Annotated in this window: 10 protein-coding genes and 1 riboswitch; of the genes, 4 read left to right on the forward strand and 6 right to left on the reverse strand. The window is 68.7% G+C overall.

Annotation, left to right across the window (positions count from 1 at the left end):
• Window positions 1–351 precede the first annotated feature (351 nt).
• From btuB to V1318_RS16990, 3 genes are all read right to left on the reverse strand, one after another.
• On the reverse strand, window positions 352–2,196 hold the full coding sequence (gene btuB, locus V1318_RS16980) for a TonB-dependent vitamin B12 receptor (protein ID WP_332940918.1): 1,845 nt from the start codon (window positions 2,194–2,196) through the stop codon (window positions 352–354).
• A 123-nt stretch (window positions 2,197–2,319) separates the two neighbouring features.
• Window positions 2,320–2,552: riboswitch (cobalamin riboswitch) on the reverse strand.
• 269 nt (window positions 2,553–2,821) lie between these two features.
• Entirely contained in the window at window positions 2,822–3,229 is a 408-nt protein-coding gene (locus tag V1318_RS16985; protein WP_332940919.1) for a TfoX/Sxy family protein, read from the reverse strand.
• Entirely contained in the window at window positions 3,226–3,708 is a 483-nt protein-coding gene (locus V1318_RS16990) for a GAF domain-containing protein (RefSeq protein ID WP_332940920.1), read from the reverse strand. The genes V1318_RS16985 and V1318_RS16990 overlap by 4 nt, the downstream gene beginning before the upstream one ends.
• 79 nt (window positions 3,709–3,787) lie before the next feature.
• Here V1318_RS16990 and V1318_RS16995 point away from each other — a divergent pair, with 79 nt between their 5' ends.
• The 4 genes from V1318_RS16995 to V1318_RS17010 all read left to right on the forward strand — a co-directional run bounded on the left by V1318_RS16995 (window position 3,788) and on the right by V1318_RS17010 (window position 9,709).
• The gene (locus tag V1318_RS16995; protein WP_332940921.1) at window positions 3,788–4,546 is read left to right on the forward strand and encodes a TMEM175 family protein; all 759 of its coding nucleotides are present in this window, start codon (window positions 3,788–3,790) and stop codon (window positions 4,544–4,546) included.
• The gene (bioD, locus tag V1318_RS17000; RefSeq protein WP_332940922.1) at window positions 4,543–5,214 is read left to right on the forward strand and encodes a dethiobiotin synthase; all 672 of its coding nucleotides are present in this window, start codon (window positions 4,543–4,545) and stop codon (window positions 5,212–5,214) included. The genes V1318_RS16995 and bioD overlap by 4 nt, the downstream gene beginning before the upstream one ends.
• 126 nt (window positions 5,215–5,340) lie before the next feature.
• Window positions 5,341–6,504, forward strand: coding sequence for an efflux RND transporter periplasmic adaptor subunit (locus V1318_RS17005; RefSeq protein WP_332940923.1), 1,164 nt, complete (start codon window positions 5,341–5,343; stop codon window positions 6,502–6,504).
• A 16-nt stretch (window positions 6,505–6,520) separates the two neighbouring features.
• Window positions 6,521–9,709: a multidrug efflux RND transporter permease subunit gene (locus tag V1318_RS17010; RefSeq protein WP_332940924.1), complete on the forward strand. Its 3,189-nt coding sequence runs from the start codon at window positions 6,521–6,523 to the stop codon at window positions 9,707–9,709.
• Window positions 9,710–10,880: 1,171 nt separating this feature from the next.
• Here the strand turns inward: V1318_RS17010 and V1318_RS17015 are convergent.
• The 3 genes from V1318_RS17015 to V1318_RS17025 form a co-directional block, all read right to left on the reverse strand.
• Entirely contained in the window at window positions 10,881–11,282 is a 402-nt protein-coding gene (locus V1318_RS17015) for a phasin family protein (RefSeq protein ID WP_332940925.1), read from the reverse strand.
• 232 nt (window positions 11,283–11,514) lie between these two features.
• Window positions 11,515–11,868 (reverse strand): 6-carboxytetrahydropterin synthase QueD, encoded by a 354-nt coding sequence (gene queD, locus V1318_RS17020; RefSeq protein WP_332940926.1) that lies wholly within the window; start codon window positions 11,866–11,868, stop codon window positions 11,515–11,517.
• A 78-nt stretch (window positions 11,869–11,946) separates the two neighbouring features.
• Window positions 11,947–12,654 carry a response regulator transcription factor gene (locus V1318_RS17025; protein WP_332940928.1) on the reverse strand — a complete coding sequence of 236 codons (708 nt, stop codon included), beginning with the start codon at window positions 12,652–12,654 and terminating at the stop codon, window positions 11,947–11,949.
• Window positions 12,655–12,676 lie beyond the last annotated feature (22 nt).

The following is a 12,676-nucleotide window of genomic DNA, read 5'->3' on the forward strand; positions in this document are numbered from 1 at the left end:
CGCGAAGGCGGCGTCCGTGTGCGCGCCGCCGGGCTCTGGCCAAGTAGGGCGCCTGTCGAGGAGCGGCCGTTTCGACGACATGCTGCGGTGTCCTGTTCTGGCGCTGCGAATCCGGGTGCTTGTATGGGCGGCCAGAGGGGGCGAGCGGTCCCCTCGGCCGCGGTCGGGCAGGAACACGTTACCTAATGCCGCGATGCCTGGCGTGATCGGCGACGGGGCCGGCGGCCCCAGCCCGCCTGTTTGCCACCTATTCAGCGGATGGCTTACGCAATGCATGTGCCATCAAGCTAGACGGCAGGAACGCAAAAGCCCGGCCGAGGCCGGGCTTTCGGGCAGGGCGGGCGGTCCGGCTCAGTCGACCGGCGCGTAACGCAGGGTCAGGAACCACTCGCGGCCGGGCTGGTTGTAGAACGAGACGGTCTCGTAGTCGCGGTCGAAGACGTTGGCCACGCGCGCCTGCAGGGACCAGGACGGGGTGAACGCGTATTCGGCGCGCAGGTCCATGGTGCCGTAGCCGCCGACGCGGCGGCTGTTGGCGACGTCGTCGTAGCGCGCGCCGGAGGCGACCGCGGTGACGCCGAAGCGGAAATCGCCGAAGGCGCGGTCGATGTCCACGCGCGCGCTGCGCTTGGCGCGGCGCGGCAGGTCGTTGCCGGCGAAGAAGCCGACCCGGTTCTCGCTGTCGAGGAAGCTGGCGCTGGCGGCGATGGTCCAGTCGGCGACGGTGGTGTCCACGCCGATCTCGGCGCCGCGCACGCGCGCGCGCTCGATGTTGTTGGGCAGGAAGATCGAGGCGTCGTAGGCGATCAGGTCGTCGACCCGGGTGCTGAAGCCGTCGATGCGCGCGTTGAAGCGCTCGCCGCGGTAGGCCAGGCCCAGTTCCCAGGTCTTGGACTCTTCCGGACGCAGCGCCGGGTTGCCGAAGAACGGGTAGTAGAGCTCGTTGAAGGTCGGAGCCTTGAAGGCGGTGCCGTAGCCCGCGGTCAGGCGCCAGTTCCCGGCGAAGCCCAGGCCCCAGGCGATGCTGCCGGTGGTGTGGCCGCCGAACTGCTCGTTGTCGTCGCGGCGCAGGCTGGCCTCGATCGACTGCGCGCCGAAGCGGCCCTGGTACTGGACGAAGCCGGCGCGGTTGTCGCGTTCGCTCTCGTCGTAAGCCGTGTCGCTGTCGACGCGGTCGCGCAGCCAGTCGAAGCCGACGCTCAACAGCTGGCCTTCGCCGACGCCGAAATCGCCCTGCAGGGTGACGCTGTCGCGGTCGGTGGAGAAGAAACCGTTGGCCACGTCGCCGAGGAAGTTATCGGACGAGTCGCGGTTGCGGCCGGCGCTGAACTGCAGGCGCACGTCGTCGTTCGGGCGCCAGGTGGCCTTGCCGCCGATCACCTGCTGCACGACTTCGGAGTAGTTGACGAAGCTGCCGTCGTATTCGTTCTCGCCTTCGGCGCGCAGGGCGTGGCCTTCGAAGCTGAGCGTGTCGGTGGCGTCGAAACCGCCGCGCAGCGACAGCGAGCGGTTGCGGTAGCCGTCGCGGTCGGGCTCCTCGGTGAAGCAGCCGGCGAACAGGGTGCTGGAGCCGGTGCAGGCGTTGATGCCGTCGCTGCGCTGGTAGGCGGCGTCGGCGCCGAACCAGCCGCGGCCGAGGCGGCCGCCGATGCCGGCGCTGGCTTCGCGGCCGCCGTGGCTGCCGACGGTGACGCTGGCGCGCGGCGCGACGGCGCCGCGGTCGCGGCGGGTGAAGATCTGGATCACGCCGCCGATGGCGTCGGCGCCGTAGAGGCTGGAGCGCGGGCCGCGCACGATTTCGACGCGGTCGATCAGGGCCATCGGCAGATCCTGGAACGAGACCAGGCCGGAGGTCGGCGAGCCGATGCGGACGCCGTCGACCAGGACCAGCACGTGGTCGGTCTCGGCGCCGCGCAGCGACATCGTGGTCAGCTTGCCCAGGCCGCCCTGGTTGCCGATCGAGATGCCGGCGCGGCCGCGCAGCAGGTCGGGCAGCGAGCGCGCCTGGCTGCGGGCGATGTCGTCGCGGGTGATCACCTCGACCGGCGCGAGCGCGTCGTTGGCGCTGATCGCGGTACGGGTCGCGGTGACGACGACGTCGTCCAGATCGGTGGCCTCGTCGTTCGGCTGCGCCTGGGCGAGAGCGGGCAGGGCGAGGGCGGCGGCGATGGCCAGGGACAGCTTCGGAACACGCATGAGCAAACTCCAGGGGCGCGGCGGTCGTGCCGCGCCGTCGATCGAGGGAGTCGCGAGGAGAGAGGGCCGCGAATGCGGGCGCTGGACGCGCCGACGGTCGCCGCCGCGACGCCCTCCGCATCGCAACCAGTCGCGCATCGGGGCCGGTCTCCGGACTCGCGAGCCGGGACCGGGGTCCCGTGCGCGGCGCCTTCCCGTGCTGGGCACAGTGGCGGTTGCCGCGCTCGACTCGCTTACCGTTGCGGGGGCAGTGCCGGGCTGGCCCGATCGCGCTGATGGAGCGCTGGGGCGTCACCGGCTTCCCGTTTCAACCCTGACGGCGGATGCCGGGGGTCACCTCGAAGCGCGCGCAGTCTACGCGATTCGGGGGCAAGGGGGCCAAAGGGCTGGGGTTGGCGGCGCTTGGCGAGCCGGAGGAGGGGACGAGGGCTGGCGCGAGCGGGCTGCTAGCGCCTTGCCGTGCGCCCCCATCCGCCCTTCGGACACCTTCTCCCGCGGGCAGGAGAACGGAGGGGTCGGAAGGCTTCGCTACCGCCCTTCTTCCGCCACTGCAGAGGGCTTGCCCGCCAGTGGAAGCGGGCTTGGGATGGGCCCGCGCGAGGCGCGGCCCGAATCTCGCCCGGCCTTACTCGCGCTCTTCGGCCTCGTCGCGCCCTTCGCCCGCGGGCTCGTCGTCGAAGCCGTCGTCGTAGGACGGCGGCATCGCCACGGTGTCTTCGGTCAGCACCGTGGTGCGCACCGGGCCGGCGGCCGGGCGGTTGCGCGGCGCGGGCAGCAGGGCGGTGGCGGCCTCGGCGGCGGCGATCAGCTCGTTGCGGCGCTGGTCGGGGATCTCCTGCCAATGGCAGCCCAGCAGCGCGCCTTCGATCGCGTACAGCAGGTTGAGCGTGGGTTTGAAGCCGGCGCGCTTGACCCGCATGAAGGCCTCGACCGTGCCGATCGCGGCGATGTCCTCGTGCGAGCGCAGGCCGACCTGGCGCAGCCAGGCCGCGCTCTTGGGGCCGATGTTGCGCAGCTTGGGGGCGGCGGTCATCGCAGCGACTCCACGAAGGCCTGCGCGATCGCTTCCAGGCCGCGCTGGTCGTCGGCGTCGAAACGGTCGAGCTTGGGGCTGTCCAGATCGAACACGCCGATCAGCTCGCCGTTCAAGGACAAAGGCACCACCAGTTCGGAGTTCGACGCCGAATCGCAGGCGATGTGCCCCGGGAAGCGGTGCACGTCGGCGATGCGCTGGGTCTGGCCGGTGGACGCCGCGGCCCCGCACACGCCCTTGTCCAGCGGGATGCGGATACAGGCCGGCAGGCCCTGGAACGGCCCGACCACCAGCTCGCGGCCGTCGTAGAAGTAGAAGCCGACCCAGTTGAGGTCCGGCAGGGCGTGGTAGACCAGCGCCGACAGGTTGGCGGCGTTGGCGACACGGTCGCGCTCGCCCTCGATCAGGGCGCGTGCCTGGGCCAGGAGCAGGTCGTATTGTTCCGGCTTGCTGCCGGACAGAGGGTTGGCGGCGAACATAGCTTGAGTGTAGCAGCGGCACGCCCGGGCATTACCATGGCCGGATACCGCCCCCCGAAGTCCGTCTCCGAGGATGCCGATGACCGTGCCAGGCCCGAGCTTGCCCGCCTTCCGCGAACGCGGCCATCAGGTGACGCGGCTGGAGAGCTTCGTCGACGCCGCGTTCGCGTTCTCGCTGACCATGCTGGTGATCCTGTTCAACGAACTGCCCGACACCGTGGCCGAGCTGCGCGAAGTCCTGCGGCGGGTGCCGACCTTCGTATTCTGCTTCGTGCTGATCGCGCTGTTCTGGGGCGCGCACAACCTCTGGAGCCGACGCTTCGGCCTCGACGACGGCCGCTCGATCGTGCTCAGCCTGGCCCTGGTGCTGGTGGTGATGATCTACGTCTATCCGCTGCGCATGGTGGTCTCCAGCGCGATGGCGATGTTCACCGGCGCCTGGGTCAAGAGCGAACTGGGCATCGACCCCGTGCATTGGAATGCCGATCTGCAGACCGCCTTCATGGTCTATGCGGTGGGCTTCGGTTTGTTGTCGTGGATCGTATGCGAACTCAATCGCCATGCCCTGCGCCGCGCCGACGCGCTGGGCCTGAGCGTGGCCGAGCGCTACGAGACCGGCACCGAGATCGGCCTGCACTGGATCCTCACCGGCACCGCCGTACTGAGCCTGCTGCTGAGCGGCTTGGCGTTGGCCTGGCCGGGTGAAAACGCGCCGGGACTGATCGCGGCCCTGCCGGTGTGGGTATACGCGGGGCTGGGCGCGGCGATGCCGTTGTACGCCAAGCGCCGCAACCGTTCCTGGCTGTTGCGGCAATCGCCGCAGGAAGCGTCGGCTTGAGCGTGCGCAGTTACTTCGTCACCGGCACCGACACCGGCATCGGCAAATCCTTCGCCAGCGCCGCGCTGTTGCATGCGCTGCGCGCGCGCGGCCTGCGCGCGGTCGGCATGAAGCCGGTCGCGAGCGGTTGCGAACTCACTCCCGAGGGCCTGCGCAACGAAGACGCGCTGCTGCTGCAGGCGGCCAGTTCGCCCACGCCCGCCTACGCCGACATCAACCCCTATGCCTTGCGCGCGCCGCTCGCGCCGGAACTGGCCGCGGCGCAGGACGGCGTCGAGGTCGCATTGCCGCCCCTGCTGGCCGCGCACGCGCGCTTGGCCGCGCAGGCCGACGCGGTGGTGGTCGAGGGGGTGGGCGGCTGGGCCGCGCCGCTGTCGGCGACCCTGGATCAGGCCGAACTGGCGCGCGAGCTGGGCGCGGCGGTGGTGCTGGTGGTCGGAATGCGGCTAGGCTGCATCAACCATGCGCGCCTGACCGCGCGTGCGATCGAAGCCGACGGCCTGCGTCTGGCCGGCTGGATCGGCAATGAGATGGACCCTCATATGGAACGGCGCGATGACAATTTCCGTTTGCTGCGCCAGCGCCTGGGGGCGCCCTGCTGGGGCCGGCTGCCGTTCGCGCCCGAGCCCGAGCCGAGCCGTTTTTCGCATTGGCTCGACGTGCCGTAATGGCGCGATCCCCGTGACTTATGGGGGGTGGGCGCCGAACCCAGAATGTTAGGCTTCCCGGGATAGGGACTAGAACAATCACCGAGCGCCCGCGCTCTAGACAACGATGGAACCGGAGTCTTCCCCATGATCATGATCCCGCGCTCCGCGGCCCTGGCCCTCGCGCTGGCCCTCGCCCTCACCGCTTGCGGTGGCGGCAACGAAGAAGCCGGCGGCGCACCGCCGCCGCCGGAACTGGGCGTGATCAAGGCGCAGCCGGCGAACGTGCCGCTGCAGAAGGATCTGGTCGGCCGCCTGGCCGCCTACCGCAGCGCCGACGTGCGCGCCCGCGTGCCGGGCGTGCTGCAGCGCCGCGTGTACGCCGAAGGCAGCGACGTGAGCGAAGGCCAGGTCCTGTTCCAGATCGATCCCGCGCAGATGCAGGCCGAAGTCGGCCAGGCCCAGGCCTCGCTGGCCTCGGCCGAGGCCAACTACGCCAACGCCCGCGCCGCCGCCGATCGCGCGCGCCGCCTGGCCCCGGAGAAGTTCATCTCGCGCTCGGACCTCGACAACGCGCTGGCCGCCGAACGCAGCGGTTCGGCCGCGGTGAAGCAGGCCGAGGCCGCGCTGGCCAACGCCCGCATCAACCTGGGTTACGCCACCGTGCGCTCGCCGATCAGCGGTCGCGCCGGCAAGCAGCAGGTCACCGAGGGCGCGCTGGTCGGGCAGGGCACCGCGACCCTGCTGACCACGGTCGATCAGATCGACCAGCTGTACGTGAACTTCTCGCTCAGCGTGTCCGAGCTGGAACAGATCCGCCGCGCCCAGGGCGCCAGCAGCCAGGGCGAGACCCAGGTCCAGGTGATCCTGCCCGACGGCACCGTCTACCAGCGTCCGGGCGTGATGGATTTTTCCGGCGACGTGGTCGATCCGGCCACCGGCGCGATCGCCCTGCGCGCGCGCATCCCCAACCCGGACAAGACCTTGCTGCCCGGCACCTACGTGACCCTGAAGGCGACGCTGGGCAACCAGCCCAACGCCTTCCTGGTGCCGCAGGCGGCCTTGCAGCGCGATGCCGGCGGTTCCTACGTGCTGGTGGTCGGCGGCGACGGCAAGGTCGCGCGCAAGGGCGTGACCGCCGACCGCAGCCAAGGCGGCAACTGGGTGATCAGCAGCGGCCTGGCCGCGGGCGATCAGGTCGTGGTCTCCGGCATCCAGCGCGCCGTTCCGGGCGAGGCGGCCAAGGCCACGCCGTGGCAGCCCGAGGGCGCCAAGGGCAAGCCCGATGCCGCCGCGCCGGCCGCCAAATAAGGACTGAGCGAACGCCATGTCCAGATTCTTCATCAATCACCCGGTCTTCGCCTGGGTCATCGCGATCCTGATCACGCTGGGCGGCGTGCTCGCGATCTTCAATCTCGGCGTCGAGTCCTATCCCAACATCGCGCCGCCGCAGGTGGGAATCTCGGCCAGCTACCCCGGCGCCAGCGCCGAGACCGCGGAAGGCGCGGTCACCCAGGTGATCGAGCAGCAGCTGACCGGCATCGACAACCTCGACTACTTCAGCTCTTCGTCCAGCGCCTCGGGCGGCTCCTCGATCACCCTGACCTTCGCGCCGGGCACCGATCCCGACATCGCCCAGGTCCAGGTCCAGAACAAGGTCGCCCTGGCGACGCCGCGACTGCCGGAGGAAGTGACCCGGCAGGGCGTGGTGGTGGCCAAGTCGAACTCGAACTTCCTGATGGTGGTCGCGCTGCGCTCGGAGAACCCGGGCGTGGACACCAACGCGCTCAGCGACATGATCGGTTCGCGCGTGCTCGACCAGATCGCGCGCGTGCCCGGCGTCGGCAGCACCCAGCAGTTCGGCAGCGAATACGCCATGAACATCTGGCTCAACCCCGAACAGCTGCAGGGTTACGGCCTCTCGGCCACCCAGGTGCTGAACGCGGTGCGCGGCCAGAACGTGCAGTTCGCCGCCGGTTCGATCGGCGCCGAACCCTCGCCGCAGGAGCAGGCCTACACCGCCACGGTGTCGGCCGAGGGCCGCTTCAGCACGCCCGAGGAGTTCGGCAACATCATCCTGCGCGCCAACGCCGACGGCACCACGGTGCGCCTGAAGGACGTGGCCCGGATCAAGGTCGGTTCGCAGTCCTACGGCTTCGAGGCGCGCTGGAACGGCGCCCCGACCGGCGCGTTCGCGGTGCTGCTCAGCCCCGGCGCCAACGCCCTGGGCGTGGCCGAGGCGGTGCGCAAGCGCATGGACGAGCTGCAGACGAGCTTCCCGCAGGGCGTGAAGTGGTTCTCGCCCTACGACACCTCGACCTTCGTGCGGATCTCGGTGGAGGAGGTCGTCAAGACCCTGCTCGAGGCGATCGCGCTGGTGTTCCTGGTGATGCTGATCTTCCTGCAGAACTTCCGCGCCACCCTGATCCCGACCCTGGTCATCCCGATCGCCCTGATGGGCACCTTCCTGGGCATGTACCTGCTCGGGTTCACCATCAACCAGCTGAGCTTGTTCGGCATGGTGCTGGCGATCGGCATCGTGGTCGACGACGCGATCGTGGTGATCGAGAACGTCGAACGCATCATGACCGAGGAAGGCCTCAACGCGCGCCAGGCCACGATCAAGGCGATGAGCCAGATCAGCGGCGCGGTGGTCGCCATCACCGTGGTGCTGGCGGCGGTGTTCATCCCCAGCGCCTTCCAGGGCGGCTCGGCGGGCGAGATCTACAAGCAGTTCGCGATCACCATCGCCATGGCGATGGGCTTCTCGGCGTTCCTGGCCCTGGGCTTCACCCCGGCGCTGTGCGCGAGCATGCTCAAGCCGACCGAGCACCATAAGTCGAACTTCGTCTTCCGCGGCTTCAACACGGTCTACAACAAGGTCGCCGGCACCTACGTCGGCCACATCGGCAGCGCGGTCAAGCATGCGCCGCGCTGGATGGCGGTGTTCGTGGCGCTGGCGGTGCTGTGCGGCTTCTTGTTCACCAGGCTGCCGGGCAGCTTCCTGCCGGAAGAAGACCAGGGCTACGCGCTGGCGCTGGTGCAGTTGCCGCCGGGCGCGACCATGCGCCGCACCCAGGCCGTGTTCGACGACATGCGCAAGGCCCTGGAGAAGCAGGAAGGCTACGACGGCATGATGGAAGTGGCCGGCTTCAGCTTCGTCGGCCAGGGCGAGAACATGGGCATGGCCTTCATCCGCCTGAAGCCCTGGGACGAGCGCAAGGTCGACGCGAGCACCTTCATCCAGACCACCTACGGCACCCTGAGCGGGATCCGAGACGCGCAGATCTTCGTGATCAACCTGCCGACCGTGAGCGGCCTGGGTTCGTTCGGCGGTTTCGACATGTACCTGCAGGATCGCGGCGGCAAGGGCCGTGAGGCGCTGACCGAGGCCCGCAACATCCTGCTCGGCAAGGCCGGCGAGAACAAGGCGCTGGTCGGCGTGCGTCCGAACACGCAGGAAGATTCGCCGCAGCTCAAGCTCGACGTCGACCGCGTGCAGGCGCAGGCGATGGGCCTGTCGGTGACCGACATCTACAGTTCGATCCAGCTGATGCTGGCGCCGGTGTACGTCAACGACTTCGTCGACAACGGCCGCATCAAGCGCGTGACCATGCAGGCCGATGCGCAGTACCGCACCGGCCCGGAGTCGCTGAGCCGGTTCTACACGCCCAATCCGTCGGCCGTCGTCAACGTCGACGGCAGCAGCGCCGACTCGACCACCAACGCGATGATCCCGCTGACCAACGTGGTCCACAGCAAGTGGATCATGGCCTCGCCGTCGCTGACCCGCTACAACGGCTATTCGGCGGTCGAAATCGTCGGTTCGCAGGCGCCGGGGCACAGCTCGGGCGAAGCCATGAACGCGATGCAGGCGATCGTCGACAACGATCTGCCGGAGGGCTTCGGTTACGACTGGACCGGCCAGTCCTACCAGGAAATCCTGTCGGGCAACCAGACGCCGATGCTGATGGCGCTGTCGATCCTGGTGGTGTTCCTGTGCTTGGCCGCGCTGTACGAAAGCTGGTCGGTGCCGGTGGCGGTGCTGCTGGTGGTGCCGCTGGGCGTGCTCGGCGCGGTGGTGTTCTCGCTGCTGCGCGGCCTGCCCAACGACATCTACTTCAAGATCGGCCTGATCACGGTGATCGGCCTGGCGGCGAAGAACGCGATCCTGATCGTGGAGTTCGCGATCGAGCAGCGACAGGCCGGCAAGACCCTGCGCGAGGCGACGATCGAAGCCTGCAAGCTGCGTTTCCGCCCGATCCTGATGACCTCCTTCGCCTTCATCATGGGCGTGGTCCCGATGGCCATTTCGTCCGGCGCCGGCGCCAACTCGCGTCACGCGATCGGTACCGGTGTGATCGGCGGCATGATCTTCGCGACCTTCCTGGGCGTGTTGCTGATTCCGGTGTTCTACGTGGTGGTGCGGCGCATCCTCGGCGACAAGCTCGACGAGGCGCCGAAGATCGTCCGCCACGACGATGAGCCGCCGATGCCGCGTCAGCCTGCGGTTTGAGGCCAGCGCCGATGCACGAAGAGCCCGCCGCAAGGCGGGCTTTTTCTTTGCGGCGGGCAAGGCCTGGGGAGGTTCCGAATGGGACCGGCCTTCTGTGGGAGCGGCGTGAGCCGCGATCGCGAATTCCGGCTGCTGCCTTAGCTGGGCCCTTGTTGAGATCCGCTGACGTCGGGTTTTTGCTTCGGATCAAGGGCTTCCGCCTGCTGCGCGAGCGGATCACTTTCTCTAGCCCCACGCTCCCTGTAGGAGCGGCGCAAGCCGCGACCGCGAGCTCCGGCCGCGGTGTTGGCTGGTCATCTGCTCCTGCTTTTGGCTCCCTCCTTTATCAAAGGGTGAAGCCGTGCGTTTACGAACCGCAGGTTCGTGCGCGGCTGAACGCCCGCGGGCTATGCCTGTGGCCTGGGTGGGGTGGGGAGGATTTGTTGTTGCACTTGCTGTGCGTGGTTGGCACGAAGGTCAACGGCTTCCGCCCGCTGCGCGTGCGGGTCACTTTCTCTTGCTAGCCCAAGAGAAAGTAACCAAAGAGAAGGGCTAGCGGGACCAAACCTCCCCTGCGGGTTCGGTGCTGGCGCCGGGATTTTTCGAATGGACATCCCTGTCCATTCGAAAAACGGCGCGCGTCCTGCGCGCCGCCCTTCGGGTCTACGGTTGCTCGTGTGAGTGCGGGGCTATGGATTCCAATGCCGGGGCAACGGCAGCGGCAGCGGTAGCGGTAGCTGCTGCTACAACGGTTGGTCGCTCTGCTCTCGTAGGAGGTGGTGAGCCGCAGGCGAACCGCATCGTCGCGGAATGCCGAGGTATCGCGACGATGCGATTGTCATCGCATCCTACGGTGGTGCGGATTTGCTTTTGCCCGTCATCCCGGCGAAGGCGGGGATCCAGTGCCTTCAGCGTGGAGGCGCGTGTTGAGGGGAATGGCGGCTGGCGAGGTCGGTGGTGGTGAGCCGTAGGCGAACCGCATCGTCGTGGAATGTCGAAGTCTCGCGACGATGCGGTTATCGCCGCATCCTGCGTGCGCCGTCGCTTCCGCTCGATCCGAATGCCGCGCGCAGGCCGCTGCTGCGGACCGAGCGCGCGATGGCGTCGCCGCCGCAGCCAACAAAAAACCCGGTAGCTGGCGCTACCGGGTTTCGTGTCCGTCGGGGTACGACGGGGAGAGAGACGTTGCGGCTTACTTGGCGGCGACCTTGGTCGCGGCCTTGGCGGCCTTCTCGACGTTGGCCTGGGTGGTCTTGGCGGCCGACTCGATCTGCGACTTGGCCAGCTCGCCGATGGCTTCGTTGGCCTTCAGGGTGCGGCCGAAGACTTCCTGGCCGGTGCTGACGGCGCGCTCGACGTTCTCGCGAGCGACCTGCACGCCCTTCGGCCACAGGGTCTTGAGGGAGTCGAGGTCGCGGGCTTCGGCGGCTTCGCCGAAGAAAGCGAAGGTGGCGTTGACGCGGTCTTCGATCGCGGCCAGCTGCAGGCCGAACACGGCCTCGGCGTTGTCGAGGGTCAGACGGTTGACCTGAGCGGCCGTGTCAGCGAACTGACGCGTCGCGGCGGCGAACTGCTCGTTGAACTGCTGGTACATGGCGTGCTCCTGGGTGGGATGGTCCGGGCCGGGGGAATGCCCGGATTGTGCGGTGCAGCATAATCCGCCTTTTGTTGCATTGCAACATCGAGCCGACAAGCGGTTGTCGGCCGTTCATGCGGCCTTTGAAATCAATTGGTTACAGCGCAGGCGGCGGCCTGCGCGGCCCAGGATCGGACCCGGCGATGACCGCGCGATGACGCGGCCGTGGCAGGCGAGGGCCCGGGCGGGCTCAGCCGCGGTAGCGGCAGCCCGAGGTGCAGGTCTCGTGGACCACGATCTCGCTCAGCAGCGGCAGGGCCGGCTTCAGGCGTTCCCAGATCCAGATCGCCAGCCGTTCGCTGGTCGGATTCTCCAGCCCCGGGATGTCGTTGAGGTAGTGGTGGTCGAGCTGGTCGTAGAGCGGCTGGAAGGCCTTCTTGACGTCGCCGAAGTCCATCACCCAGCCGCTGTGCTCGCCCGGCTCGCCGTCCAGATGGACCTCGACCCGGAACGAATGGCCGTGCAAGCGCGCGCATTTATGGCCTTCCGGCACGTTCGGCAGCCGGTGCGCGGCTTCCAGGGTGAAGACTTTGAAGATGTTCATGGCGACATTGTGCCGCAAGCCCAACGCGGCTGCCGCGTTGCCGGTCGCTCCTGCGTTCCCTGCGCGCGATCGGCGCCGTCAGCCCATCAACCAGACGTAGCCGACGCCGCGCGCGGCATTCAGCGGCAGCGCTTCGCGGGTGGTGTTGAGCACCTTGCGCCGCAGCCGGTGGATCAGCATTTCCAGGCGGTGCGGATCGAAGTCGTGGATGTCGCGTGCGAGCCTGGAAATAATGGCGTCGCGGGCCACGGCCTCGCCCGGCGAAGACGATAGCAGGCCGACGAGCACGCGCTCGGCGTGGCTCAGCCGCACGCGGTTCCCGGTCGGCGACGCCAAATGCCAGCTGTCCTTCTCCAGGCGCCAGCCGGTCGCCGGCGTGGCCGGCGCCGCGGCCCCGGCCCGCGGCCCTAGCCGGCGCAACACGCTGCGCACGGTGGCTACCAGCAAGTCCATGTCGAAGGGCTTGAGCACGTAGGCGTCCGCGCCCTCGTCCAGGCCGCGAATGCGATCGCTGTTGCTACGCCTGCGGCCGGTCAACATGACGATGCCGGCATTGGTCAGCGAACGCAGATGCCTGGCCGTGGTGAGGCCGTCCTCGCCAGGCAACCCGATATCCAATACGAACAACGAGTAGTCGCGCTTGAGCATGCGGCGGTAGGCCTCGGCGGCATCGCCGGCCCCCTCCACGCTGAAGCCGGCATCCGCCAGCCCCGGCACCAGGATCTCGTCGCGCATTTCCGGGTCGTCCTCGACCACGAGGATCCATGGCTCGGCGCCATCCGTCATAACACTCCCCCTGTGCATACGG

The organism is Lysobacter sp. CCNWLW3, from assembly GCF_036697405.1.
Taxonomy (GTDB): domain Bacteria; phylum Pseudomonadota; class Gammaproteobacteria; order Xanthomonadales; family Xanthomonadaceae; genus Lysobacter.

Coding starts and splice junctions, on each gene's coding strand:
- V1318_RS16985 (WP_332940919.1), bottom strand. CDS start 3,229: ATGACCGCCGCCCCCAAGCTGCGCAACATCGGCCCCAAGAGCGCGGCC.
- V1318_RS16990 (WP_332940920.1), bottom strand. CDS start 3,708: ATGTTCGCCGCCAACCCTCTGTCCGGCAGCAAGCCGGAACAATACGAC.
- queD (WP_332940926.1), bottom strand. CDS start 11,868: ATGAACATCTTCAAAGTCTTCACCCTGGAAGCCGCGCACCGGCTGCCG.
- V1318_RS16995 (WP_332940921.1), top strand. CDS start 3,788: ATGACCGTGCCAGGCCCGAGCTTGCCCGCCTTCCGCGAACGCGGCCAT.
- V1318_RS17015 (WP_332940925.1), bottom strand. CDS start 11,282: ATGTACCAGCAGTTCAACGAGCAGTTCGCCGCCGCGACGCGTCAGTTC.
- V1318_RS17010 (WP_332940924.1), top strand. CDS start 6,521: ATGTCCAGATTCTTCATCAATCACCCGGTCTTCGCCTGGGTCATCGCG.
- V1318_RS17025 (WP_332940928.1), bottom strand. CDS start 12,654: ATGACGGATGGCGCCGAGCCATGGATCCTCGTGGTCGAGGACGACCCG.
- V1318_RS17005 (WP_332940923.1), top strand. CDS start 5,341: ATGATCATGATCCCGCGCTCCGCGGCCCTGGCCCTCGCGCTGGCCCTC.
- btuB (WP_332940918.1), bottom strand. CDS start 2,196: ATGCGTGTTCCGAAGCTGTCCCTGGCCATCGCCGCCGCCCTCGCCCTG.